Source organism: Providencia sp. PROV024 (assembly GCF_032709665.1).
Taxonomy (GTDB): Bacteria; Pseudomonadota; Gammaproteobacteria; order Enterobacterales; family Enterobacteriaceae; genus Providencia; species Providencia huashanensis.
On sequence record NZ_CP120545.1, the window covers coordinates 3,689,664 to 3,714,002 of the forward strand.

Genomic DNA, 24,339 nt, shown 5'->3' on the forward strand with positions numbered 1-24,339 from the left:
ATATTTAAAACGGCTTAAGTGCCGATAAACACAAGGCAGATGCCTGTAAAACGCTACGAAAAATAAAGGGCGTAGCGAAATAATAAATGTTCCCTTTGTATGTTCTTGTTGGCCGAATGTTTCGCCGACCGACACCAATCTAAATACTCAGAAGTGTGGATACCGTCTTATGGAGCAAAACCCGCAGTCGCAGCTTAAGCTACTCGTAACCAAGGGTAAAGAGCAAGGTTACTTAACCTATGCCGAGGTCAACGACCATCTGCCGGAAGATATCGTCGATTCAGATCAAATCGAAGATATCATTCAGATGATTAATGACATGGGCATCCAGGTCATGGAAGAAGCACCTGATGCCGATGATTTAATTTTGGCTGAGAATACTTCCGATACTGATGAAGATGCAGCAGAAGCCGCTGCACAAGTGCTGTCCAGTGTTGAAAGTGAAATTGGCCGTACAACTGACCCAGTGCGCATGTATATGCGTGAAATGGGGACTGTCGAGCTTCTCACCAGAGAAGGCGAAATCGACATCGCAAAACGTATTGAAGATGGGATTAATCAGGTTCAGTGCTCTGTGGCTGAATATCCTGAAGCTATCACTTATCTTCTTGAGCAATACGACCGCGTTGAAGCAGGTGAAAGTCGTTTATCTGACTTAATCACTGGCTTTGTTGACCCTAATGCGGAAGAAGACCTCGCACCAACAGCAACACATGTTGGTTCTGAATTGCCACAAGAAGAATTAGATAAAGACGAAGAAGACGAAGAAGAGGAAGAGGAAGAAGAAGAGGACGATAACAGCATCGACCCTGAATTAGCTCGCCAAAAATTCTCTGACCTTCGTGAGCAATACGAAAAAACGCGTCAACATATTAAGCAATATGGTCGTAGTGATGCGAAAACAGCGGCAGCCATTGAACAGCTTTCAGAGGTGTTCAAAGAATTCCGCTTAGTACCAAAACAATTTGACTACTTAGTCAATAACATGCGTGAAATGATGGATAGAGTTCGTACTCAAGAACGTACCATCATGAAACTGTGTGTTGAACAATGCAAAATGCCAAAGAAAAACTTCATCACTTTATTCAGCGGCAATGAAACAAGTGAGACTTGGTTAACCGCTGCAAAAGCGATGAACAAACCTTGGTCTGAAAAACTGATTGAAGTTGAAGAAGAAATCCTGCGTTGTTTACAAAGATTGCGTCATATTGAAGAAGAAACAGGCCTGACGATTGAACAGGTGAAAGATATCAACCGTCGTATGTCTATCGGTGAGGCAAAAGCGCGCCGTGCGAAAAAAGAGATGGTTGAAGCGAACTTGCGTTTGGTTATTTCTATCGCGAAGAAATATACCAACCGTGGCTTGCAGTTCCTTGACCTCATTCAAGAAGGTAACATCGGTCTGATGAAAGCCGTTGATAAGTTTGAATATCGCCGTGGTTATAAGTTCTCAACTTATGCAACTTGGTGGATACGTCAGGCTATCACGCGTTCAATCGCTGACCAAGCACGTACTATCCGTATCCCGGTTCATATGATTGAAACTATCAATAAACTGAACCGTATCTCTCGTCAAATGCTGCAAGAAATGGGCCGTGAGCCATCGCCAGAAGAACTGGCAGAACGCATGCTAATGCCGGAAGATAAAATTCGTAAAGTCCTGAAGATTGCTAAAGAGCCAATCTCAATGGAAACGCCTATCGGTGATGATGAAGATTCACATTTAGGTGATTTTATTGAAGATACCACTTTAGAACTGCCTTTAGACTCTGCGACATCGGAAAGCTTACGCTCTGCAACTCATGAAGTATTAGCAGGTTTAACTGCTCGTGAAGCGAAAGTTCTACGTATGCGTTTTGGTATCGATATGAATACCGATCACACCCTTGAGGAAGTCGGTAAACAGTTTGACGTTACCCGTGAGCGTATTCGTCAGATTGAAGCAAAAGCATTACGTAAATTACGTCATCCAAGCCGCTCAGAAGTGCTACGCAGCTTCCTTGATGAATAATTTATTATTTAACACCTGCTTCGGCAGGTGTTTTTTTATGCATACTAATTCACCATAAAACTATTTAGCCCACCTCACTTTTACCATTAGGCATAATGTTGCCAGAATAGCCATTGCTCCGCCTAACATCGCCAAATTAAAACCGGACACAAAGGCTGACCGAGTAATTTGCTCAATAAACAAAGATGGAACGCGAGAGGAAGTTTGAATCAACTGTTCGATTTCCTGTACCGATAGGATACCAACTAGCCTGTCATCATGGCGTAATTTACCAATGGCATGCTGGGTCATTAATGTCCCTAACAAAGCAATTCCTAACGTCATACCAGTTTGCCGCAATGCATTCATAACCGCGGATGCAATTCCCGAATAGGCTTTTTCAACACTAGCCATCACTAATGCACCAATTGCAGGCGTCGACATTCCCATCCCTGCACCTAATATAAATAATATCACCGCAATCGGAGGATAGGCTGTTTCAGAATTAACACGCGTGAATAATAAGGAAGCGAAAGCAATAAAAATAAAGCCTAGGATCATCAGATTTCTGACGCTCATATAGCGCGAGAGTTTACTAAATGAGAATGAAAAAATAGCCATAGCAATAAACTCTGGCGCCATTCTTATCCCCGCATCAAACGCTCCCCACCCCTGTCCTTTTTGTAAAAATAGGGCGATAAAAAATACATTGCTATAAGTCGCAAAACCGAGCGCAAAAGACGCCATATTATATTGAAAGAAAAAAGGGTTCTGTTTGAATAGAAAAATCGGCAATAATGGCCTCTCTATGCGACGTTCAACATAGATAAACCCGATACTCGCTATTACTGAGATAATTAATCCGCTAAGTGTTATATAATTTCCCCAGCCTTGCTCACCAGCTTCTATCAAAGCAAAAGTTAATCCACCTAAAGCCACAATGCTCAAACTTTGCCCTATTGGGTCTAATGCAGCTTTGTCAGGGTCAGCACTTTCTTGAATACCTAACCAGCCTAATAATAATGTCAGCAACCCGATTGGAATATTGATCCAAAAGATCGTTGTCCAATTGAAGCTATCAACTAAAAAACCACCTAAAATTGGGCCAATGATCAGAGACAGTGCACTCACTGCTGACCAAATGCCAATAATTCTTATCCGTTCAATATCATTGGTAAATGCTTGGGAAATTATAGAAAGAGCCCCGGGAATTAACGCAGCGGCTGCTATCCCTTGTATTGCCCTACCTGTAATCAATATTTCAGGGGATGTTGACAATGCACAGATAGCCGAGCCTAAAGTAAAAATGACAATGCCTATTAACCATACTTTCTTTCGCCCATAACGATCACTTATTGGCCCTACAGAAAGAAGTAATGCCGATAAACATAGTGCATAAGCATCAATAACCCATTGTAGCATCGACATGCTCACGTTTAATTCACGCCCAATAGCTGGTAATGCAATATTCACGATACTGATATCTAGCGTTGCCATAAAGGTGCCTAAACAAACTGCTAAGATCAAAAAAAGCCGTCTCATTTTATTTTCCTCGTCCCGATCATGGCAACATGATAATACCTGACCGACCGACGGTCAATCAAAGTGAGAACAAATATCATTTGAATGTTTTTATCTTTTTTACTTATAAAAAAACGACCTTAAGGTCGTTTGATGTGAACATGAGTTTTAATCTTTATGCTACTGGTGTTTCATGAAGATAAACCCAATAGCATTTCTCTGCTTCAACTCTAATACATGCAGTTGAAATTCTTAATGTTTCAACCCCATCATTAAGCTGTTTTTCTTGATATTGCACCCAGCAATACTGGTTATCTTCGTGTAACGGAAGCATATTAAGGCACCTTGTACTAAATGAAGTTTTGTTGCCTATATTACTGCTAAATAATGTGTTCACTTTATCAAGCCCAATACTTTGTCCTTGAATTGTGACCATTTTAAAGTTGTCATCAAAACTGGCTAATAGAGGGGCTAAACTTTTATCGTCATCACGGCCAGTAAATACATTTTCAATTAAAGTATGCAGGTCAACCACGCTTTGCAGCGCTTTTTTCATTGTTTCGCTCATTTATTTTTCCTTTATGACTGAAATTAACGAGAATAGCCCAAGTATTGAAGCAATTAAAAATGTATATTGGTAACGTAGTAAATCACTAGAAAAAGTAGTTAAACTAAATATAGAAATTAATACCACCGCCCCAACACTAAACGCCACTTGGCGATTAATATTCCATAACACACTGCCTTGTAGTAAATCTTTATCTTTAAAGTCCATCAATGAGCTAATTTGTGCGGTATTCGTGCATAAACCTCCACCTGTTCCCATTAATAGATAAGCAATAACAAGTAAGCTTAATTGATCTAAATTCGATACCCAGTAGAGAAAAAATATTCCCAAATTGTGTAGTAAAATTCCAATAACAAATAACTGCTTTTTCCCGATACGCTGATACAGTTTCCCGCCACTAGTCATTGAAACTAAAGCGCCTACAGCATACAGCACCATAAATAGCCCTGTCTGCCCCGCACTAAACCCAAGGTTCACTTGTAAGTTAAATATATTCAGTAAATTTACGCCTGTAAAAACCCCCGGTACTGCATAATAAACAATAAAAGCAGTACGTAGGTTCGCATTCTTTAATAACTGAAAATTTAGAATAGGTTCACGGCATTTCTTTGCGTATTGTAGGTAAAAAATAAATACTAATACTGAAACCGTAAAGCTCAATATGGCTAATGAAATACTGTGATAATCGTTGTAGAACGAAAATGACAATAATAAACATAATAAACTGATACTCACCATTAATAGACCTAAAATATCAGGTTTTTCTCTGGTTTTCTTACTCTCATTTTTTACCCATATCCAAGCAAGAAATGCAGTTAATAATGAAAAAGGAAGATTCGAATAAAAAATCCAATTCCACGATAAAGAATCAATAATTAAGCCACCTATTGCAGGTGAAAATGCAGGTGCTATTAACGCAACCGTCATTATCAAGGTAGAGATCCGTTGGCGATCATTATTTGGAAATAATGCAAAAACTAATGCCTGACCGACCGGTATTAATAATCCCCCTGCCATTCCTTGCGTAAAACGCCAAAAAATTAATTGATAAATTGATCCACTCGCCCCACTTAACCACACAGCTAAAGAAAAAAGCAGCATTGAATAACACAATAATTTTCGGTGACCTAGCCTACCCGCAAGCCACAAACTCATTGGCATCACCAAAACGAGTCCTAAAATATAAGCATTTGCTACCCAAGCCACCTGAGATTGGCTGGCTGAAAATGAAAATGCGATATCAGGTAAGGCAATAGCCGACATAAAAATGTTAATACAATCAATAAAGAAACCAAGTAAAAAGACTGTCGCTATTTTGTATCGATAAGTCATACACTTCCTCCGGTGGCAAAGAATAGAGTTAGGGTCTTTCTTTGTCGATGCAAAGGAAGTAAAATCATTGTTTAATAAAAACAAACAATCGACTCTATTATGCAAAAAAATTTCAAGCAGATTATTAGCTTTCTACAAGTGGTTGATTCCGGTTCATTCACTAAAGCCGCAGATATTTTAGGGCTAAGCCGTTCTATGGTTAGTGTCGATATCAAGCAATTAGAAGCTCAGCTTAATGTCAGCTTGTTAACACGAAATACACGAAATATTGCATTAACAGAGGTGGGAAAACATTTTTATGACGACTTTAAACGTATTCAAAGCCAAATAGATGAAGCTTTCGAAAGAAGCCAAAATTTAGGCACTAATATTGCGGGTCTACTGCGTTTTTCATCAACGAGTGAATTTGGCCAACGTTTTATTTTACCGCTACTCCCTGAGTTTTGCCGTCTTTATCCTAAACTAAGGTTACAATATTCATTTAACTCATCCTTAGACGACCTCATCACAGAAAAACTCGATTTATCCATTCGATTAGGTAATTTAAAAAACTCATCCCTTAAAATGAAAAAATTAGGTGAATATGAGATTTTCTTAGTCGCCACCTCTGAATTTCTAAAAAAATATCCGATCAAACAACTTACGGATTTAGCCAATGTTCCATGGATTAACCATGCATTATTAAACTGGCAAGATCCTCAATATTTTTTACAGAATTCAAAAAATGAAAAATATTACTTACCTTTAATTAAAAATCAGTATGAGTCTAATTCTGCAGCTGTTATTCACCATATGGTGTTAGCTTCTTTAGGTATCGCAATATGCCCTGCTTGGATGGTTGATGATGACTTACAGCATGGTCGTTTAGTCCATGTATTACCCGAATACCGCTTACCGAAACAAAATATTCAATTACTTTATCCAAATACTTTTGTTTTACCTGCTAAGACACGGGCATTTATCGATTTTTTAGCCGATAAATTAGCCGTAAATAAATAAAAGTATAAAGATCGATTCGATATTTCGAAAATATAGTTTCTAATCTACCACAGTATCAAAACTCATTTTTCTGGTTGGTAATAACTATTATGCCCTCCATGGCATAATAGTTTGCTTTATTTCTTAGATGCTAAATAATCTTGCAGAGTACCTTCCGGTTTTTTCTTACAAAACTCAACAATTTGAGGGACTTCAGCAACACTTTGCTCTGTTAACGCAACATAATCTCCACCTTTAAATTGCGTTTCTTGGTTTGTTACCCATAACGCAACAGGAGCCCAGCTTTGAGGGTCTAAATTAATAAATTGCTGACAAGTCATATTTTCAGGTGTAACTGTATTGTTGTCTGCTGCCATTGAGTTAAATGAAATTGTAGACACTGCAAATAATACGCTAGATATAATAACCTTTCTCATTTTGAACTCCTTTAAAAAATTTAAAACACAGAATTATGTGGCAAGGTATTATTAGCATATTATTTATGAAAATTACATATTCTAATTTTGATAGTTAAAATAATACTGGATTAAAAATTCAAACAATAAATAATAAAAACAAATAATCACGAAGGTAAATCTTAATTAGAGCATCTGTATAAGATTTATTTTTTATAAAAAAGCCACTTATAAAAAGTGGCTATAATATTACATTATGCTGTTTTTACCTCCATTTCCGCGGGGTCTTTAATAGGTTCGTTTACAAAGAAGAAATAAACTAATGAAGGAGCCCGATATAACAAGGCTTAGAGGTATGTCACTTGATTTTATAATCATAAAAAATGACCAAACTTTTTGTTAGCTATCCTTGCTAACAAAAAGTCAGATGTGATGATAAGTTATAATGTAACCCAGAAAACGCCTTCCGAGCGCAATTGAGTAAACTGCTTTTGAAAATCCGTTAAGTTCTGCTCTGGGTTTAACTTAGTAAATATCTCAGGGTGCATAAATTTTGCCATTGCTTCAATAGCAAATATATTCATCGGGTTATTGTAAAAGTTGTGGTAAATCGCCATCACCCGTTTTTCTTTTACCGATGTTAATGAGGAGATGCCTTGCCTATCGACTAATACCACCAATTGCTTTTGTGCATCAGATTTATTTGCACGGTATCCTAAGCTGACTGCAATTGAACGGCGGTTAAAATTATGCCAATCCGCCCCTGTTAAGAGATAAAAATCAGGGTTTAATGTAATAATATTCTCAATGGAACTTTCTGCCCCTTTAGCTGGAAAGCTATCAGCAACGAGGTTATTTCCCCCCGCTAACGACGCCAAAACGCCATAGCCTGAACGACCATATAGCTGACAGCAGTTATCTGCAAATAGCCCTGCATTCGCTTCAATTAACACGGAAGGAAACGGCTGAACCAACTGAGACTCTATCGCCTTTAATTTTTCTTGGTACAACGTTGCAAACTGCTCTGCTCTTTCTTGCGTACCTAACAATTGCCCTAATAATAAGATACTTTTCGGGGTGTTTTTCGCAATATCCATTCGAAAATCAATAAAAATAACCTTAATACCCGCGGCTTCTAATTGTGGTAAGAATTGGCTATCACGCATCGACCCATAATTAGCCTTATGCATAATCACGACTTCAGGCGCGAGTTCTATTAATTTCTCAATTTGGATGCCCGCTTCTCGTGTTTTTTTCAATGTTGGGATATTTTCGAGCTCAGGAACCGCCGCAAAATAAGCTTGTTTTAAGTCTGGCGCATATTGTGTTAATGAATCACTCCACCCCGAAATACGTGAAATGCCCTCCTTACCACCAGCAATATCAATTGGCAAAATATCGCGACCATCAACTAGAAATAATTTTTCAACCGGAAGATTTACCATCACCTCTCGGCCTTGTAGATCGGTGATCAGCGTTGGCGTTTTAGCCTGTACCCAAACGCTAAATAAGCACAATAACCCTGCCAGAAATAATTTCATAGGATATCTCTTTACCTTAAATCTGCATCATTCTATAAGCATAAAGCCACTCTAAAGTGGCTTTATGTCAATCATTTAAAATGTCACGCTATAATTAAGCGCAAAGGTTCTACCGCGACCTTTATAATCATAAAGGTTCGGAGCTCCGTATTTAGGGCTATACAATCCTTGAGCACGCTGCCCCCAAATTGTAGAGTAATTTTTGTCGAGTAAGTTCTCTACAGCAAAGCTGACCTTACCGACTGGCAACATATAACTTCCTAATAAATCAACGGTATTATAACCATCTAATTTTTTGCCTGCTGCATCCGTTAAGTTAAATGTCTGCTGGCTTTGTAAACGTAATGCCCAGTCATTTGGCTCCCAGCCAACGTAAGCGTTAACCTTAGATGGGCTAGCAAAATCAACACTCCATTTTTCCCAACTACCATTAACTTTCGATTCTGATTTTTGTAGATTGAAGTTGCTTCCTACACTCCAGTCTGAATCATCAAAGAAGTAATCAACGGCACCTTCTACCCCATAAATACGACGTTTATCGGTCTTCATATAGATGGTCATATCATCTTTATTGATACCATAGCTTCTATCAGATAGGGAATAATAGGTGGCTATTTGCGTGCGTAAGTTTTCACCGGTATAGCGCCAACCTAACTCAAAGGAGTTAACCTTGATACCTTTAACTTTGGTATCATTAATATTCACACTATTCTTTAAATTCCAATGGCCATTTGCATCTGGAGTAGATGAATAGGTACCTGTACCATAATATTTAGCAATATCAGGAATTTCAAAACCTTGTGAGAAGTTAAACCATGTTTGTTGCTCTTCCGTTAGGTTAACTAAAACCCCCGCATTAAACAGTAAGTTGTTATAATCCGTTTTCCCGCCCGGAACCGTATCTGCGGATTTACCGTTACCATTCGCAATAGCTTCTTGCTGTGAATAACCAATAAAATCATCCACTTTATTTTCAGTATATTGGTAACGCACGCCACCGCTTAATGTAAACATTGGCGAAATGTCATAGCTGCTTTGTAAAAATGTCGCCATGTTCGTGGTGGTATAACTCGGATATCGGCCAATTTGGAAAGCTTTGGTTAAATCCATTCCCCCCGATTCTTTGGCTTTGTCTAAATCAAAGAACATTTGATTGGCACGGAATTGCTCATGTTCTGCATCCACACCATAAGTTAACGTTAGCTCATCCATTGGTTGGCTATTAAATGTCAGCTTAGTTCCATAGAAATTGGTTTGCTGGTTGGATGAACTAATGCTTGTCACCTCTTTCCCTTTGAGGGTTGGGAATGGATAAAACTTTTGTGATTCATCACGATAATAAACTTGCGCTACAAAATCTTGCCCGAATACATCTGCATTTGAATATTGCAAATTAAGTAAGTTACGCTCAGTACCCGGTAAACGGTCAGAATTTAATTTACCGCTATTGTAGGCATCACTTTGCCCTTTTACCGCAGAAAAATCTTTCCCTAAATATAGGCCATGTTTACCATCCGACTCACTTTTATAATGTTGATATACAGCTTGAATCTGCTGTTTTTCATCCACATTAATCGTACCTGATGCCATGATATCTAGACGGTCAGAAAATTGCAGACCTGTTTGCGTATTATCGATATTGATCGCATTCCCTTTTCCATCATACCAACCACCATAACGTTGATAAGCTACAGCAACACGTCCATGAGCGTTTTCATTACCACCGCTGACAGCCGCTGCAACATTTTCATCATGATCTTTGCCATTGTTAAAGCCTGTTTTTCCACCTAACTGAAGAGAAACTTGTTTTTCTTCTTGGCCTTTTTTCGTGACAATATTAATCAAACCACCGCTGCTACCACCGCCGTACATCGCGGTAGCGCCAGAGATCACTTCAATATGATTGATATTAAAAGGGTCGATAGAGTCTAGTTGGCGGCTATCACTACGAGAAGAGTTTAAACGCACGCCATCTACCATGACAATCATCGAACGACCACGCATGTTCATACCATAATTCGTACGACCTTGGCCACTAACACTCATCCCAGGGATTAACTGAGCTAAAATATCTTTTAACTCCTTCCCGCCCTCCGCTTGTTGCTCAATTTCAGCATTATCAATCACCCAAGTGGTTTGTGCCATTTCAGAAACAGCCTTATAACCACGAGTTGCAGATACCGTAATTTGTTCTTCTTTTTTATCGGCGGCGAATACTGAGGGGGAAACGAAAGGGAGTAAACATGGTGAAAGAATGAAAAGGTGTTTTATTTTCATTAAATTAGGCCTTTAAATGTGGTCATAAAAGTCAGCATGATCAATTTACAAACAATTCACAAAGCATGATTAAATCATTGCTTATTATTTTGTATAAAAACTATCATCAATTATAACTGATAATAAAGATGTATATAAGTATTATTATCATTACTAATACTTAATAAGAGAGAGAATGATGACGGAAGGGGTTAATCACGCATCCTTGCGCTTAACGGCTCCTTTTAATTATTTCATGCTAACCACGGCAACATAGTTTAACTTTCCACGGTTTCGACGAAAATGGCGGAACATCTGCAAAAATTGTGGGCGGTTTTCTTTTTTTAACGCATTTCTAATAATTTTCATCGCCCCTAATAGCCCTTCATCATAGATTAGCCCCTTCGGAGACAATAATGTCATTGGCCCCGTTATCGACGTCACATTTTGAAAGCCTGTTTGTTTGAATAAGTTAACCCACTGAGTTTGTGGCAAAGGTTGCGCTTTAACATGAATAACTTGCTGCATTTGAGCTGCTACTTGCTGGACATCCTGTTCATTTTTCAAAGCAATATCATGGGTTAATAAACGGCCCCCCGGCTTTAATACACGATAGTATTCTTGTAATAGCTTTGTTTTTGCTTTATCACCATACATCGTTAGCATTGCCTCATTAATCACCACATCGAAGCTGTTATCTGCAAATGGTAATTTTGAGGCATCTGCCATTTGAATGGTAATCAAATCAGTTAAACCATGATCCGCAACATTTTTTTTAGCTTGTGCCAAAGCTTGTTTGTCCATATCAATACCAGTGATGTGGCAACGAAATTGTGAAGCAATTTCAATAGCAGTTGTCCCCATATTACAGGCAATTTCAAGGACGTGGCTTTCTGCATGTAAGCCAGACTGACTAAGTAGCCATTCAGTTGCTATTTTCCCGCCGGGCCGCAAGCGTTTTTTCCCTAGGCGAGCTAAAAATTTATGTCCAGCCTCATGAGCTGTAAATGATTTATCCATAATCGCCTCTAAGTTAATGTGTACAATCAGTATTAGGTTCGCGTAGCATTACCAGCAACATTTTTGCAGGCTCAGGTGCATCAACTGCATGGGGAATATTTGCTGGCATTCTGACAATTTCCCCCGGCTTTGCGGTGACAGGGTTCCCTTCTATGGTTAATAATAAACTTCCTTCCACAACCATGACGATGGCATCAAAGGGAGCGCTATGTTCTGAAAGTGCTTGGCCTTTATCAAAAGCAAACAAGGTCATATTGCCCCCAGTATTTTTAGCCAGAACACGACTGGCAATCCCCTGTTCTGTATAATTAATTAATGTGCTGATGGTAAGCGCTTCTGATGGAGTTATTGTGTTATCACTCATTGTTTTATATTCCTCAATTTAATAATTTTATTTATCTTCGAAAATAATCACCTAAATAACGGAATGACCCCATGTGTCTGTCGACCTTGGTCATTAATAGCCGTTATAGCCACCGGTAATTGGTAAAGCTTTGCGAGGTTTTCTTCCGTTAGAATGGTTTGAGAACCGCCAAATAAAAAACTGCCATTGTTAAACAGTAGTAAGGAATGGTCGGCAATATGCAGGGCATGCTGAGGGTAATGGCTGGTAAATAAGATGGTCATTCCTCGGTGCGCGGCTAAATCACGCAATACGCTAAGCACATTGTCTTGATTTGCTAGGTCTAAAGCCGATGTAGGCTCATCAAGAATGAGAATTTCTGGCTCACTAGCTAACGCTCTAGCAATCATCACCATTTGTTTCTCGCCCCCACTAAGGCGGTTAAACGGTTGATCAGCAAAGTGATTCAATTCTAAATAGGTTAAACATTGCTCAACTATCTGATGGTCTTTTTTGCTGGGCGAGGAATACCAAGGTAAGTGGCGAATGCGCCCAAGACTCACCATAGTCCGCACTGAATAATGAAACAATGAACTACTAAGTTGTGGCACATAAGCAACAGGAGCATTTATCCGTACTTTCCCTGTCGCACCTTGTTGTAAACTGAGTAATAACCTCAATAACGTGGTTTTCCCGCGGCCATTTGGCCCCAAAATTGCACCAATACTGCCTTTTGGCTGTTTAAAGCTTAAATCAGTAAATAGTTGGCGTTGACCTATCGTGAAATTGAGCTGTTCAACATCGATCATAAGTCAGCCACCCTTTTATTTAGCGTGTGAATAAGTAAGGCAAAAATAGGGGCTCCAATTAATGCAGTGATCACACTGAGCGGGATCTCCGCATTGGTAATACTTCGAGCGAAGGTATCAACACCAACCATATATACCCCACCAATCACTGCACTCGCCGGAAGTAAGATACGATGATCATGCCCCACCACAATCCGAGCAATATGCGGAACAATTAGGCCTACCCAACCAATCGTTCCAGATACCGCAACGGTTGCACTGGTGATCAAGGCTACACAAAGTAAAACCGCCCAGCGTGTACGGTTAATTTTCATCCCCAAAGCCTGTGCATTTTCCTCACCAAGAGACAACACATTGATGCGAAAACGAAGAGCAAAAATGACCAGAACAGCAACTAGAACTACTGGAAAGATGATGGATAGTTTTAAATAGGACGCGCTAGCAAAGCTGCCCATTAGCCAAAAAACAATTGTTTGTAAGGTATTATTTGGGTCGGCAAAATACGTAATTAATGAGATCAAAGCAGCAAAAAAAGCGTTAATAATCACACCAGCTAAAATCAACATTAATAACTGGCTACCTTGGCGATTCAACCCTAACAAGAAAACCAATACAATCGCCAATACCCCCCCCACAAAAGCAAAGGAAATAGTTATAAATAATGAAGAAAACAGCAAGATAGCTAAGGCACCACCTAACGCCGCACCCGATGACACCCCGATAATTTGCGGGCCAACTAATGGGTTGCGGAAAATACCTTGTAGCGCAGCCCCTGCCACAGCAAGACCTGCTCCTGCGACCCCCGCAATCAAAACCCGAGGTAAACGGACATTTAATACTACATTCTGTTCCGTGCGACTGTATGCTAAACCAGTGTCATTGCCTAAAATGGTGTCATAAAAAATATGAAAAACAGCAGAAAACGAAACAGGATAACGCCCACAACTCAGCGCCAATAAAAAAGTGAGTAATAAACAAATAACTAAGCCACCCCACAGAATTTGCGAATTACGCATCAGGTTTCCCCATCAAAGAAAGGTAGTGCAGGCTTTTTTTGTTCATTCCCATTTGCAAAATACCATCGATTTGTTGCTCTGAAACGTTATAACCGTAAAGTTGCTGATAACGTTGACGAATTTCCTCTCGTATTGGTACTTTTACGGTTTCTGGATGGAAGATCATTGCTAGCCACTGCCAATACAAAGGCGTTTCTTGATTAGGCGCATCCCAAATGAACCCACCAATCGGTAATTTATAGACTCGTTGGTTTTTCACCGCAGTCACTTCGCTTAGCATCGGATTTTGATACACATCCTCAGGGGATAAACCCTCTTCAAAATTGCCCAATAAAATGATATCTGGGTTCCAAACTAAGATTTGCTCTATATTTAAGGTTCTTGGCCCAGTGAGGTCGCGGTTTAAACTCACACCACCTGCTAAAGCAAAATCTGCATTATTATGTGAAGTTGAGCCAAAGGTTTGAATACTCTGCTTAAAATGAGATAGATATAAAACGCGAGGCTGTTCGGGTTCTGGAATTTTGGCGGTGGTTGAGGAAAGCAATGCGATGACGTGTTGGCGCCACTCGATCATCTTTTGCGCTTTTTCATTATGGCCTAACGTTTGCCCCATTAGGCGGACCCATTCTTGGGTATAACTTTCTTGCCCATAATCAAGTGTAGCAACCGTCAACCCTGCATTTCGCATTGGTGAAATAATGTCATCCCCTCGATGCCCCCATTGCCATACTAAATCTGGTTCAACATTCAACAATGCCTCAATATTTGGTGTAAAACTATTCCCCACCACATTAGAGTTCACCTGTAAGACCGGTGAAAACATTTGACCCAGCATGCCCTCTCGTGCGGCGACCTTCGCAAACGGGTGCATCCCCACCAGCTTCTCACTACTTTCGTCCATCCCCACTAGCATCGAAGCGGCAGGGATCGGGATCACCACAATACGTTTTGCAGGGGCAGATAAATGAACTTTATCACCTGACATATCGGTAAAATCAATTGATTGGGAAGTGGCTGGGCTTAGCATCCCCCAAAAAGTTACGAAGACTGTCACTATTCTAAAAGCATTATTTATCATAAGGTTATTCAATTCCCCGCCAATATCTTAATTGATAATGTGTATGATTATCATTTATACTCTGACTATTCTAAGGCGGCAAAAGAGGAAGACCTATGACATTTGTCAAAAATATTTTCCCCCATACACAATCTTTAGATTCGCTAAAAATATGTTCTTTATTTCAATCAGTTGAAGATGAAAAATTATCTTTATTGCTGGAAAATTGTGGCTATATACGGTTTAAAAGTAGTGAAATAATTAACCACGAAGGGGAACCATTCAAACATTGCCCTTTGATGATCAGTGGCCAAATAGAGGTATATCGGCACACCTATTTAGGCGAAGAGAAAGTTTTTGGTTTGTTTGATGTCGGGGAAATCGTCGCAATTGCTGCCGTGTTTATGCCTCACAACCGTTACCCTATGAGCTTACGAGCCAAAACTGATGGGGAAGCTTTATTACTAGATAAACGTGATATTCTGCGCCTTTGCCATGCATGCCCACACATCATGGAAAAGTTACTCATGCGTTTTAGCAGTAAGCTTTATGAAAATATCAATCATATTGATTGGCTGACTTCCAGCTCAGCAGAGCAAAGGCTTGCCGCTTATCTTATTGATTTAAAACACAAACAATTAAGCCTAAATATTGTTCTGCCATTATCTCGAGGGCAATTAGCAGCAAAATTAGGAATACGTTATGAAACACTGAGCCGTTTAGTCTCTGGCTGGCGTCAAAAAGGGTTTATTGGTATCGAAAAAGATACGGTGCACATTTATAACGAAAATTACCTGACACAGTTATCTATTTCTGCGCAGCGCCCATTTTAAGGAAAACGCATTAACTTGCGCTAATGCGTTTATTAATTATCAGAAATTAAAGGTCACTCCACCATTCACATTAAAGCCCATTCCGGGGAATAATGTGCTGTCTCTCGCTGTTACCGTTTGGTTAGCAACTGATGTTGTTGCATAGCGTTCATCCGTCAAATTATCCATTGATAAGTAAAGGAACCATTGTTCGGTTGGTTTATAGCTCCCTTTGAGCCCCAATATCGCATAGTGCTTGCGTTTTTGAATATCAAGATTGTTTTGATGATCAACTGCCATATCCGTAGGCGCCCAATGGATATTCGGGCCTACGCTCCAATCGCCTATCTCATACAAAACCTCGGCAGCAATGATATTACGGGGAATACCTGCGATATAATTGCCATTATATTCTCCCCCCATAAAACGAAAATCATTGTAAGTCCAAGAAACCCGGTAATTAAAATCGCCAGGGCCTGCTCCAATGCGCCCAGCCAAGCCGGCTTCTAAACCTTGATGACGTGTTTTAGCTGCATAGTTGAATACCCCCACAACCGTCCCTTCACTGTCATAGGTTGTTATATATTCATCCTTAATTTGGCTACGATATAGCGCAAGGTTCCACTTCAAGGCTTCTGTTATATCGCCCTCACCACCAATCTCATAAGTAACCGCTTTTTGTGGCGAAAGTTTGGTTAGCTTTCCATTAGCCGAGTTGATAATCTCCCAGAACGTCGCAGGCTCTTCGCTAGCACTAATATTCGCAAAATAGCGCTGACTTTCCGTTGGACGCCAAACAATACCGGCCTTTGGTGTCCAAAATGTCCAGTTTTGATCAAGTGAAAGATGGCTTTGCCGCTTTTCAACATCACGACGTGCATGTGTCCCTTTCATATCTAAATTCACTGTCACGGCTGGTGTAATATGGATATCGACACCAACACTGCCATAGATATTTTGCGCACGTCCGTCATATTTACCTATTTTTTTCTTATCCGCTGGCGTACCTTTTCGATTTTGCATCAGTTCTGTTTGCAGCGTCATTTGATCCCACGCTAATGCCGTGCGATAGGTAACAGGCTCAGTTTCAATATTATACGTTAGCTGTAAACCTTCACTGTGACTACGGCTAAAACGGTAATATGCAGGCGTAGTGAAGTTATCATGAGTACGAATATGCCATAGACCAGCCCCTATGGCTTGGTTACCTACCTGCCAATCGGAACGGTTAGCAACCCGAAATTGTTCAACATTACGATGCGGATCACGTAGCCATACCATCGGGTAGACCTCGGTAGGGTTATCGTTTAGTACTTCTTCAGAAACAGGCCCAGCAACATCAAAACGTAAGTCCGTCCAATTTAACCACGTTCTATTCTCAAAATTATCAGTAATATAGCCAAAATTACTACGTAATGTTTTTCGTTGAGAGGAGGAATGTTTACGATAACCATCAAAATGGTCATAGGTAAAATTAACACGCCCATCAAATAACCCATTATCAGATACACCACCAAAAGCCGTTTGTAGCGCTTCACGCCCATGAGAGCCGTACTCATAGCGTAAACGACCTTGTTCATTTCTTCCGGTATAAGACAGAACATCTAGTTCCCCCCCAAGGCTATTACTTTGAGGGTTAAGGCTATTTGCTCCTCGACGTACACTGACCATGCGTGCATCCCGCATTTCTAATGTACTAATATGGAAACTACCATCTGCATCAGTTGCTGGTAAGCCGTCTTGTAATAATAAAACACCGCGAGCAAGAGGAGCACTCTGTACCCCAGACCCCCGGATATTTAGTCTTGGCTGATCAATCCCACCGAAAAAATTTTGAATAACTAACCCTGGCTGGTAATCAAGCGCATCCTGTAATGTGGCAAGGCGGGAGTCTTTCTCTATCATCACGAGGTTTGTTCCCCCAGCAACTTTTTCAAGTTTCTCTTTCTCTTGCTGTTCGCTTGGGGTTAAGCGGCTGTGCTGCGTAGAAGAATTGACAATTATTACCTCTGGTTTTGTCGGTTGCTGAGCAGCCACCACTTTAGTAGTCGCTAACGTGCTGATACTGAAGGTTAAAGCAATATAGTACGTTAATTTATGCTGTTTTAATGGATAAGGCATATATTCACCCCATAAATAGTAATGGTTATCATTTTCATTTGTGAGGGTAAAATAATTGAAGGAGGAAGATATCCCTATGACATTTGTCAAAAATAAAAATAAATAAAGCATAATTAATATTGTGAATTTTTTTTCATTAATAACTAGTAAATTATTAATATTGCAACAAGTAAAAAACAAACCTTAAATAGAATACCAATTCAATGAACAACCAATAACTATTAATATAAAGAGATACGATGAGTATAAAAATTTATAAATATATAGACTTTAATTTAAGTGGGATTTTAGTTAATTTTAATAATACAGAAGAAACTAATGTTGAGGTTGGTTTATTTTTAAATAACAATAAAATAGACTCTATAATTACCAAAGAAAATCACCACCTATTTAATATAGATAAATCAGGAGATTACCATGCTGAGATTACATATGAAACGCTAAGTGAAAGTAAGCAAAAACTTAATTCAAAAGCGATCACTTTCAATATAAACAGTATTCAAACTCAGGTTAAGGAATATAACAGCCCAGTAAAAACAAAAACAATTAATCAAAAAGTAGCGGGGGTAAATAATTATAAGTTAGATATCAAAGTACTAAAAGGCAAGTATACTTTACTTGAAACTAAATTGTTAATAGACTTAATACCTATTAATATTGCCCCAGTTAATTCAACTAATAGCCAGCCCATCAGCCAATATGATTATGTAACTTATGACAAGGAAACTGATTTTGAGAGCCTATTACAACTTGCTAATCTAATTGAAACTTTTGAATATGTTGAATATTGTTGTGTTACCCCAAATACGGCGTTATATACACCTCCGCAGTTACCATTTAATCAGAATCCCCCAGAAAATACCGAGCAGGTAGATAATGTTGATGACATAACACCAAATTTTAATCACTTACAAACTTATTTAGATGCCCCAAAAGGCATGAATATTCGCAACGCATGGAATAAACATGTCAATGGTTCAAAAGCGGTAGTTCGACATTTAGATTTTGGCGTATATAAAAACCATGAAGATCTAAAAGATTCAAAAATAACAGTAGTCTATAGCCGCCCTGAAACTGAAGACTGCAACCATGGAACTGCATCAACAGGTTGTATTGTCGCCACCAATAATGCATTCGGTGTGACGGGGATCGCCTATGATTGCCAATACTACTTTTACGATACTGGAGACCTCGATATATTAACTAAACACGTCGCCCCCGGAGACATTGTTAGCCTAGATATACAATTTAAAATTAATGAGAAATTGCTTCCGGCAACAGCCATTCGAAGTTGGTGGGAACGCATTAAAATCATGGTTGATAAAGGAGCAGTTGTAATCCTTGCTGCTGGTAACGGTGGTTTAGACTTAAATTTACCGGGCGTGATGGCTGACTATGGGGATAGCGGCAGCATGTTAGTGGGCGCTTGTAATCATCTTTCGGGGACACGCGCTTATTTCTCAAACTACAACCAAAAAACCTCATTGATAAATTCATGGGGAGACTGGAGTGTCACCACCACGGGGTATAGCTCATTGCAGAAATTACCCGGTAATAATCGTAATTATTCAAAAGATTACTCAGGGACCTCAAGTGCAACACCTTTGTGTTCTGGTGCCCTTGCATTAATCCAAGACTACGCCAAACAAAATGAAATCGTTTTATCTGCGTGGGGAATGCGAGAAATTATCAAAAAGTCGACATATACCGAGGGGGTTGATTATGGGATCGGTTATCGCCCTAATGTAGATGATTTATTAGCAGAAATTGATAAGCTTAGCCAAATCACTGGGGCCAATTAACCCATCATTTTGATAATTGACCTAATGTGATGACACGGCAGCAAACTTTCTCTAATAGCGCTCTGTTATGGCTAAAAATAATCATAGCTAATGGGCGCTCTTGCGATAATGTGATTAAACGCTGCCAAATCTGTTTTTGTAAATTGGCATCTAATTGAGCCGTTATTTCATCTGCGATTAAAATTTTAGTTCGAGGGTCTAAAGCACGTAATAGTGCAATCCGAGCAAGCTCCCCACCAGAAAGCTCGTTTGGCCGCCTGTCTAGCCATTCGGGCTTTATTGAAAATTGTGCCAACCAATCAGCTTCTGGTCGCCATGCATCATATAAACTGGCACCGACAGTACGGTAAGGATTAAAACTTTTTTCAGGGTGTTGAGGAACTAGCTGGATTGGGCAATACCCCTGGTTATTTAATGGCTTGCCTTCAAATAGAATATGCCCTTGGGTTGGCTTTTGCCACTTCGCTAATACCCGCCCTAATGTCGTTTTTCCAAAACCACTTGGCGCTGAAATCCCAAGGCGTTCATGATGGCCAAGTGAAAAGCTAAAGTTATCCCATAATACTTGGTTACCTTGCTCAATACATAAGTTTTTAACATCTAAAACGCTTTCAATTACACTCATTTCATTGCCATAAATTGGTGTTCAGGTAGTGCATTCCATAGTGATTGCAACCACTTGCCCCCACCACCTTGCTTTAATTTTTGGCTACTCAATACTTCTTCCATCTCCCCATTGCGCAATAGTGCAATGCGGTCTGCAAAACGTACTGCCATGGAGAGATCATGAGTGACCCATAAAACACCTCGCCCATCGTGACAAAGCGTTTGTATATTTTCAAGAAGTTGAACAGCATGTTCATCATCCAGCCACGATGAAATTTCATCAGCTAAAATATATTCCGCACAAGATAGCGTGGCGCTGCTCGCTAACACTCGCTTTGCCATTCCGCCTGATAATTGGCTTGGATAATGGCCGACTAACGAGCTTTGTAAGTTATATTTCTGTAGATGGCGAGCCACATCATGCATTTTAATATGCTGCCCACTGAGTATAGCTGCACGCTCTAACTGAGGGCCAATTCTGATCAACGGGTTAAGGGCACTCACCCCCTGAGGTATATAACATAAGGAACTCCCACGATGTTGTGGCTTATTTTTTTCTGTTAGCCGTTTGCCATTAAGATTAATATCGCCACGACAACGCATATTTTCAGGGAGTAACCCTAAAACACTTTGCAATAACAGGCTTTTCCCTTCCCCACTCCCACCAACCAGTGCTACCATTTCACCCGGTTGAATATCTAATGAAATGCCTTTTAATAAAGGTGACCAGCGCTTACGCCCTAACCAACGGAATTGAGCCACATCAATCGTTAAATTGTCTAAACTCAACATGCAACCCCCTTTAACCATAACTGCTGCACGGCTTTAGCGAACTGGTCAAATAACAGTACCAACCCCATTAAAGCAACACCAGGGAATACCACCAACCACCATGCTCCAGTGCTCAAATAACGCAGTGCATCAGAAAGTAAAATGCCAAGAGAAGGCTCGTGGGGGGATAAACCAAACCCTAAAAAGCTCAATGCCGCACTGTGCAACACCGCATGAGGAAACATCAGTAGAGTCCCAACTATCCACTGAGGTAAAATCATAGGTAAATAGTGATAACGCCAGCGGTAAATAGCGCTGTTACCAATACGTTGAGAGAGCATAATGTAGTCTGATTGGCTTACACGCTGCAATTCAGCACGTAAAATTAGCGTCAGTTTTGGCCAATGTGTCAGAGCCACCGCCCAAATCACCCCCATTTTACCGCCACCTAATGTAAAACAAATTAATACCAATAGGAGTAAATGAGGCAAAGCAAGTAAGGCATCAATTATGCCTCGGACAGCGTAATCCATTGTTTTATTTAAAGAGGATAAACCTGCCATCACCACAGCAATTAACCCACTTGAAAAAGCGGCAATCAAACCAATTTGCAAGCTTGTAGCAACACCTTGAAAAGTTCTCTCGAATAAATCACGCCCTAAATTATCCGTTCCAAAGACATGTTGCCAAGAAGGTGCTTGCCGCCTATCGAGTAAGCTCATTTCAACATCATTGATGGAAAACCCAAAAGCGTAAATAGCCAAAATAGACAATAAAAGCAAAGAAATGACCAACTTAAACAAAGCACGATTTGGGTTATATGTCATGAGGTTCTCATCACTCCCTTATTCACCTTTTTTAGCAGTACATCAGCAATCGTATTACTAAAGAAAATCAGTGCTGCACATAACATAACTATCCCCATCAGCAAGGGGATATCCCCCCGTAACCCAGCGTCGATGGTTGCCTGACCAAGCCCTGGATAAGCAAAGACTTTTTCTGCTAATAGTGCTCCGCTAAGTAACTCCCCTACGGAAGCGAACTGTAAACAAATTGCTGGGGTAATCGCATGTTTTAACACATGAAAGCCGATCATTGACCAACCTTTATCACCCTGTGCCTGTGCATAATGAATAAACTCACTATTCAATACTTCAACAACTTTCGCACGCGTATGTAGAGCTATGTTACCAATGCCTAGCATACCCAAAGCAATAACAGGTAAAACTAGGTGATGAAGCTTCTGTGTAAAAGTGGCGGTTTGTTCATCCAACCCTATCGGCCATGCACAACAAATTGGCGCCCATTGTAGTGAAACCGCAAATAAAGAAAGTAATAAAAGACCAACCCAAAAAACAGGTAGTGACGCAAGCAAGTAACATAAGGTTGAAATCAGCTTATCAAGCCAACGGTTTAAATAACGCCCTGCAATAACCCCTAAAGCAAAACCCACAACCCCAGAAAAAAGCCAAGCACAAATTAGAAGGGCAAGGGAAGGCACAAGGCGGTCTGATATCACTTGGACAACAGGGGTATTATAAAGCATGGAATACCCCATATCTCCTTGTAACATTTGCGAAAACCAGCGCCAAAATTGCAGCCATAATGGTTGATCTAGCCCCCAACGAGCTGCAATTAACGCATATTGTTCAGGGGGGACATGCATCAAATCATTGCCAATATAGGCTTTTATTGGGTCAATAGGCGAGTAACTCAGTAGGATAAAAATCCCCGCTGCAGTGACGGTTAACAAACAAATAAACCGCAATAAAAGCCCAAGTGTGGTTCGCATTACTGGCAAGTCCATGCCCATTCATCAACGTTATTTAATACTGACCAAGAACCGTGAATTTCGGGTGCACTCGCGCCTAAATCCACACAATTATTCAGCAAGTAAATATGTTGTAGATTCATTAACCAAGCCCAAGCTGCGTCCCCTTTAACCCCCACGCCTGTCGTGCCATTCCAGTCAACTTTTTGCCAAAGAGGGATAGCGGCTGTTTGGTCAGGTTGACGAAGCGCGTCTTCAATCAGCTCATCAACTGCGCTGTTTTTATAATAACCTGGGTTATAAAACCCAACACCCGCCGCTTTACTACTGTAATTATGCACCAATTCCATAGGGTCTAAACTCCCCCACCCAAATAAAGTCGGGTTAGCGTGCATATAACGTTCAACAGTTTCCCAGCTACCTGATTTTAAATCCATTTCAATACCGAGTGGTTTCAAACTTGAACGAATAGCCTGCGCTAAATCACGGCGTGTGGTATCGCCACTGGCATACCATAAAGTCAATTTCGCAACCTTACCGTCTTTTTCTCTTAAGCCATCTTTATTTAGTGACCAACCTGCGGCTTCTAGAATCGACTTAGCCTTTGCTAAATCACCGTCTTTAAATGCTGAGTCTGGGTTATTCCAAGGTAAACCCGCAACACCGGTATAAGCCGGCACAGCAAACCCTTCAAGTACAGACTCTGCTAATAATTTACGATCAAGGGCATAGTTTATAGCCCTACGAATTGCGATATCTGACGTAATATCGTTACCTATAGGGTTACCTTGGGCATCTTTTTCACCTGCTGGTGGAATTGGGAAGGAAATCCCCCTATTTTCCACACTATAGCGCTCAATCAGTTTCATGTTTTTAACGTTATTCGCATTCGTAGCAACCGCAGCAGGAATACGGACAATGTCTAATTGATTACTTTGTGCAGCAGCAAACGCAGCATCTTCATCAAGGAACACAAATACCATTTTGCCAAAATCATTTTTTGGCCCCGCATAGTATGGGTTTCGTTCAACAATCAACTGCTGACCCGGTTGGAACGCAACCAAGCGATAAGGACCTGCCCCAATTGGGTTATGAGCATAGGTTTTCGCATCATATTTATCGGCACAAACAATCCCTAATGAACCGAGGACGTTAATAAAAGTGCTTTGGGGAGAAGATAAGGTAATTTTGACGGTTAATGGGTCAATTTCTTCTGATTGAGCAAAATTCCCCATATCCACCTTACCCCCACTTGCCGCCGCATTATTATAGGTAAATACCACATCTTTAGCTGTTAACGGTGAGCCATCAGAAAATTTTAAATCTTTTTTTAGTTTTAGCGTCCATTGTTTACCATCAGCATTATGTTGATAGCTTTCAAGCATATAGCTATGCCATGAAAGGTCTGCTTTTTGTTTTAATAACGGGCTATGCAGTAAGAGGTAGCTACCGTGACTCCACCCCAACATTGGGTCAAAACCTTCTGTGGGTTCAGCACCGATTGCTAAACGTAAGGTTTGCGAGTGAATAGGTTCTGCGGCTTGGACTTGCAGGCTTAGCCCCATAAGGCACATTGCTGCAATGATATTTTTAATCATACATCCCT

At 40.2% G+C, this 24,339-nt stretch carries 21 protein-coding genes; 4 read left to right on the forward strand and 17 right to left on the reverse strand.

All coding sequences use genetic code 11. From position 1 onward, the window contains the following. The first annotated feature begins 82 nt into the window (after positions 1 to 82). Positions 83 to 2,011, forward strand: coding sequence for an RNA polymerase sigma factor RpoD (gene rpoD / locus P3L56_RS16970; protein WP_225833198.1), 1,929 nt, complete (start codon positions 83 to 85; stop codon positions 2,009 to 2,011). Between the two features lie 60 nt (positions 2,012 to 2,071). On the opposite strand, the gene P3L56_RS16975 is transcribed toward rpoD, so the two are convergent. The 3 genes from P3L56_RS16975 to P3L56_RS16985 form a co-directional block, all read right to left on the reverse strand. Beyond that, the gene (locus tag P3L56_RS16975) at positions 2,072 to 3,532 is read right to left on the reverse strand and encodes an MFS transporter (RefSeq protein ID WP_210831326.1); all 1,461 of its coding nucleotides are present in this window, start codon (positions 3,530 to 3,532) and stop codon (positions 2,072 to 2,074) included. Positions 3,533 to 3,686: 154 nt separating this feature from the next. Beyond that, the gene (locus P3L56_RS16980) at positions 3,687 to 4,079 is read right to left on the reverse strand and encodes a hypothetical protein (RefSeq protein ID WP_048606243.1); all 393 of its coding nucleotides are present in this window, start codon (positions 4,077 to 4,079) and stop codon (positions 3,687 to 3,689) included. Beyond that, positions 4,080 to 5,411, reverse strand: a complete 1,332-nt coding sequence (locus tag P3L56_RS16985) for an MFS transporter (RefSeq protein WP_166685104.1) — start codon at positions 5,409 to 5,411, stop codon at positions 4,080 to 4,082. Between the two features lie 99 nt (positions 5,412 to 5,510). Here P3L56_RS16985 and P3L56_RS16990 point away from each other — a divergent pair, with 99 nt between their 5' ends. Beyond that, positions 5,511 to 6,410 carry a LysR family transcriptional regulator gene (locus tag P3L56_RS16990; RefSeq protein ID WP_048606242.1) on the forward strand — a complete coding sequence of 300 codons (900 nt, stop codon included), beginning with the start codon at positions 5,511 to 5,513 and terminating at the stop codon, positions 6,408 to 6,410. Positions 6,411 to 6,526: 116 nt separating this feature from the next. Here P3L56_RS16990 and P3L56_RS16995 read toward each other — a convergent pair whose 3' ends face one another. The 8 genes from P3L56_RS16995 to P3L56_RS17030 all read right to left on the reverse strand — a co-directional run bounded on the left by P3L56_RS16995 (position 6,527) and on the right by P3L56_RS17030 (position 14,871). Next, positions 6,527 to 6,826: an HdeA/HdeB family chaperone gene (locus P3L56_RS16995; RefSeq protein WP_042846068.1), complete on the reverse strand. Its 300-nt coding sequence runs from the start codon at positions 6,824 to 6,826 to the stop codon at positions 6,527 to 6,529. 419 nt (positions 6,827 to 7,245) lie between these two features. Then, positions 7,246 to 8,346, reverse strand: coding sequence for an ABC transporter substrate-binding protein (locus P3L56_RS17000; protein ID WP_042846076.1), 1,101 nt, complete (start codon positions 8,344 to 8,346; stop codon positions 7,246 to 7,248). 75 nt (positions 8,347 to 8,421) lie between these two features. After that, on the reverse strand, positions 8,422 to 10,623 hold the full coding sequence (locus P3L56_RS17005) for a TonB-dependent siderophore receptor (RefSeq protein WP_210831324.1): 2,202 nt from the start codon (positions 10,621 to 10,623) through the stop codon (positions 8,422 to 8,424). A 228-nt stretch (positions 10,624 to 10,851) separates the two neighbouring features. After that, positions 10,852 to 11,622 carry a class I SAM-dependent methyltransferase gene (locus P3L56_RS17010; RefSeq protein ID WP_166685107.1) on the reverse strand — a complete coding sequence of 257 codons (771 nt, stop codon included), beginning with the start codon at positions 11,620 to 11,622 and terminating at the stop codon, positions 10,852 to 10,854. A 13-nt stretch (positions 11,623 to 11,635) separates the two neighbouring features. Continuing rightward, positions 11,636 to 11,986, reverse strand: a complete 351-nt coding sequence (locus tag P3L56_RS17015; RefSeq protein ID WP_198860905.1) for a cupin domain-containing protein — start codon at positions 11,984 to 11,986, stop codon at positions 11,636 to 11,638. A 47-nt stretch (positions 11,987 to 12,033) separates the two neighbouring features. Next, positions 12,034 to 12,774, reverse strand: a complete 741-nt coding sequence (locus tag P3L56_RS17020; RefSeq protein WP_042846084.1) for an ABC transporter ATP-binding protein — start codon at positions 12,772 to 12,774, stop codon at positions 12,034 to 12,036. Then, a complete protein-coding gene (locus P3L56_RS17025) occupies positions 12,771 to 13,790 on the reverse strand; it encodes a FecCD family ABC transporter permease (RefSeq protein WP_105880882.1) in 1,020 nt (339 codons plus the stop codon). Before P3L56_RS17025 ends, P3L56_RS17020 begins: the two co-directional genes overlap by 4 nt. Continuing rightward, positions 13,783 to 14,871 (reverse strand): ABC transporter substrate-binding protein, encoded by a 1,089-nt coding sequence (locus P3L56_RS17030; protein ID WP_187549829.1) that lies wholly within the window; start codon positions 14,869 to 14,871, stop codon positions 13,783 to 13,785. Before P3L56_RS17030 ends, P3L56_RS17025 begins: the two co-directional genes overlap by 8 nt. A gap of 95 nt (positions 14,872 to 14,966) precedes the next feature. Here P3L56_RS17030 and P3L56_RS17035 point away from each other — a divergent pair, with 95 nt between their 5' ends. Then, positions 14,967 to 15,683, forward strand: coding sequence for a Crp/Fnr family transcriptional regulator (locus tag P3L56_RS17035; RefSeq protein ID WP_071548590.1), 717 nt, complete (start codon positions 14,967 to 14,969; stop codon positions 15,681 to 15,683). Positions 15,684 to 15,722: 39 nt separating this feature from the next. Here the strand turns inward: P3L56_RS17035 and P3L56_RS17040 are convergent, their stop codons facing one another. Then, on the reverse strand, positions 15,723 to 17,783 hold the full coding sequence (locus P3L56_RS17040; RefSeq protein WP_272686147.1) for a TonB-dependent receptor family protein: 2,061 nt from the start codon (positions 17,781 to 17,783) through the stop codon (positions 15,723 to 15,725). Between the two features lie 239 nt (positions 17,784 to 18,022). On the opposite strand from P3L56_RS17040, the gene P3L56_RS17045 reads away from it, so the two are divergent. Further along, entirely contained in the window at positions 18,023 to 19,585 is a 1,563-nt protein-coding gene (locus P3L56_RS17045) for a S8 family serine peptidase (RefSeq protein ID WP_198860906.1), read from the forward strand. A gap of 4 nt (positions 19,586 to 19,589) precedes the next feature. Here P3L56_RS17045 and P3L56_RS17050 read toward each other — a convergent pair whose 3' ends face one another. From P3L56_RS17050 to P3L56_RS17070, 5 genes are read right to left on the reverse strand one after another with little or no spacing between them, the layout of a single operon-like run. Continuing rightward, entirely contained in the window at positions 19,590 to 20,210 is a 621-nt protein-coding gene (locus P3L56_RS17050) for an ATP-binding cassette domain-containing protein (RefSeq protein ID WP_048606227.1), read from the reverse strand. Next, positions 20,207 to 20,983, reverse strand: a complete 777-nt coding sequence (locus tag P3L56_RS17055) for an ATP-binding cassette domain-containing protein (protein ID WP_042846095.1) — start codon at positions 20,981 to 20,983, stop codon at positions 20,207 to 20,209. The genes P3L56_RS17050 and P3L56_RS17055 overlap by 4 nt, the downstream gene beginning before the upstream one ends. Beyond that, on the reverse strand, positions 20,977 to 21,789 hold the full coding sequence (locus P3L56_RS17060; protein ID WP_042846098.1) for an ABC transporter permease: 813 nt from the start codon (positions 21,787 to 21,789) through the stop codon (positions 20,977 to 20,979). The genes P3L56_RS17055 and P3L56_RS17060 overlap by 7 nt, the downstream gene beginning before the upstream one ends. After that, positions 21,786 to 22,769 (reverse strand): ABC transporter permease, encoded by a 984-nt coding sequence (locus P3L56_RS17065; RefSeq protein ID WP_410480075.1) that lies wholly within the window; start codon positions 22,767 to 22,769, stop codon positions 21,786 to 21,788. Before P3L56_RS17065 ends, P3L56_RS17060 begins: the two co-directional genes overlap by 4 nt. Continuing rightward, complete coding sequence (locus tag P3L56_RS17070; RefSeq protein ID WP_210831598.1) at positions 22,754 to 24,331, reverse strand: ABC transporter substrate-binding protein; 1,578 nt, start codon at positions 24,329 to 24,331, stop codon at positions 22,754 to 22,756. Before P3L56_RS17070 ends, P3L56_RS17065 begins: the two co-directional genes overlap by 16 nt. Between the last annotated feature and the right edge of the window lie 8 nt (positions 24,332 to 24,339).

Excerpts from the sequence above, each read along its gene's own strand:
- P3L56_RS17040 (WP_272686147.1), bottom strand. The coding sequence starts at position 17,783 with ATGCCTTATCCATTAAAACAGCATAAATTAACGTACTATATTGCTTTA.
- P3L56_RS17015 (WP_198860905.1), bottom strand. The coding sequence starts at position 11,986 with ATGAGTGATAACACAATAACTCCATCAGAAGCGCTTACCATCAGCACA.
- P3L56_RS17050 (WP_048606227.1), bottom strand. The coding sequence starts at position 20,210 with ATGAGTGTAATTGAAAGCGTTTTAGATGTTAAAAACTTATGTATTGAG.
- P3L56_RS17030 (WP_187549829.1), bottom strand. The coding sequence starts at position 14,871 with ATGATAAATAATGCTTTTAGAATAGTGACAGTCTTCGTAACTTTTTGG.
- P3L56_RS17005 (WP_210831324.1), bottom strand. The coding sequence starts at position 10,623 with ATGAAAATAAAACACCTTTTCATTCTTTCACCATGTTTACTCCCTTTC.
- P3L56_RS17025 (WP_105880882.1), bottom strand. The coding sequence starts at position 13,790 with ATGCGTAATTCGCAAATTCTGTGGGGTGGCTTAGTTATTTGTTTATTA.
- P3L56_RS17065 (WP_410480075.1), bottom strand. The coding sequence starts at position 22,769 with ATGGACTTGCCAGTAATGCGAACCACACTTGGGCTTTTATTGCGGTTT.
- P3L56_RS17035 (WP_071548590.1), top strand. The coding sequence starts at position 14,967 with ATGACATTTGTCAAAAATATTTTCCCCCATACACAATCTTTAGATTCG.
- P3L56_RS17070 (WP_210831598.1), bottom strand. The coding sequence starts at position 24,331 with ATGATTAAAAATATCATTGCAGCAATGTGCCTTATGGGGCTAAGCCTG.
- P3L56_RS16975 (WP_210831326.1), bottom strand. The coding sequence starts at position 3,532 with ATGAGACGGCTTTTTTTGATCTTAGCAGTTTGTTTAGGCACCTTTATG.
- P3L56_RS17060 (WP_042846098.1), bottom strand. The coding sequence starts at position 21,789 with ATGACATATAACCCAAATCGTGCTTTGTTTAAGTTGGTCATTTCTTTG.
- P3L56_RS17000 (WP_042846076.1), bottom strand. The coding sequence starts at position 8,346 with ATGAAATTATTTCTGGCAGGGTTATTGTGCTTATTTAGCGTTTGGGTA.
- P3L56_RS17020 (WP_042846084.1), bottom strand. The coding sequence starts at position 12,774 with ATGATCGATGTTGAACAGCTCAATTTCACGATAGGTCAACGCCAACTA.
- P3L56_RS16990 (WP_048606242.1), top strand. The coding sequence starts at position 5,511 with ATGCAAAAAAATTTCAAGCAGATTATTAGCTTTCTACAAGTGGTTGAT.
- P3L56_RS17055 (WP_042846095.1), bottom strand. The coding sequence starts at position 20,983 with ATGTTGAGTTTAGACAATTTAACGATTGATGTGGCTCAATTCCGTTGG.
- P3L56_RS17010 (WP_166685107.1), bottom strand. The coding sequence starts at position 11,622 with ATGGATAAATCATTTACAGCTCATGAGGCTGGACATAAATTTTTAGCT.
- P3L56_RS16985 (WP_166685104.1), bottom strand. The coding sequence starts at position 5,411 with ATGACTTATCGATACAAAATAGCGACAGTCTTTTTACTTGGTTTCTTT.
- P3L56_RS17045 (WP_198860906.1), top strand. The coding sequence starts at position 18,023 with ATGAGTATAAAAATTTATAAATATATAGACTTTAATTTAAGTGGGATT.
- P3L56_RS16980 (WP_048606243.1), bottom strand. The coding sequence starts at position 4,079 with ATGAGCGAAACAATGAAAAAAGCGCTGCAAAGCGTGGTTGACCTGCAT.
- P3L56_RS16995 (WP_042846068.1), bottom strand. The coding sequence starts at position 6,826 with ATGAGAAAGGTTATTATATCTAGCGTATTATTTGCAGTGTCTACAATT.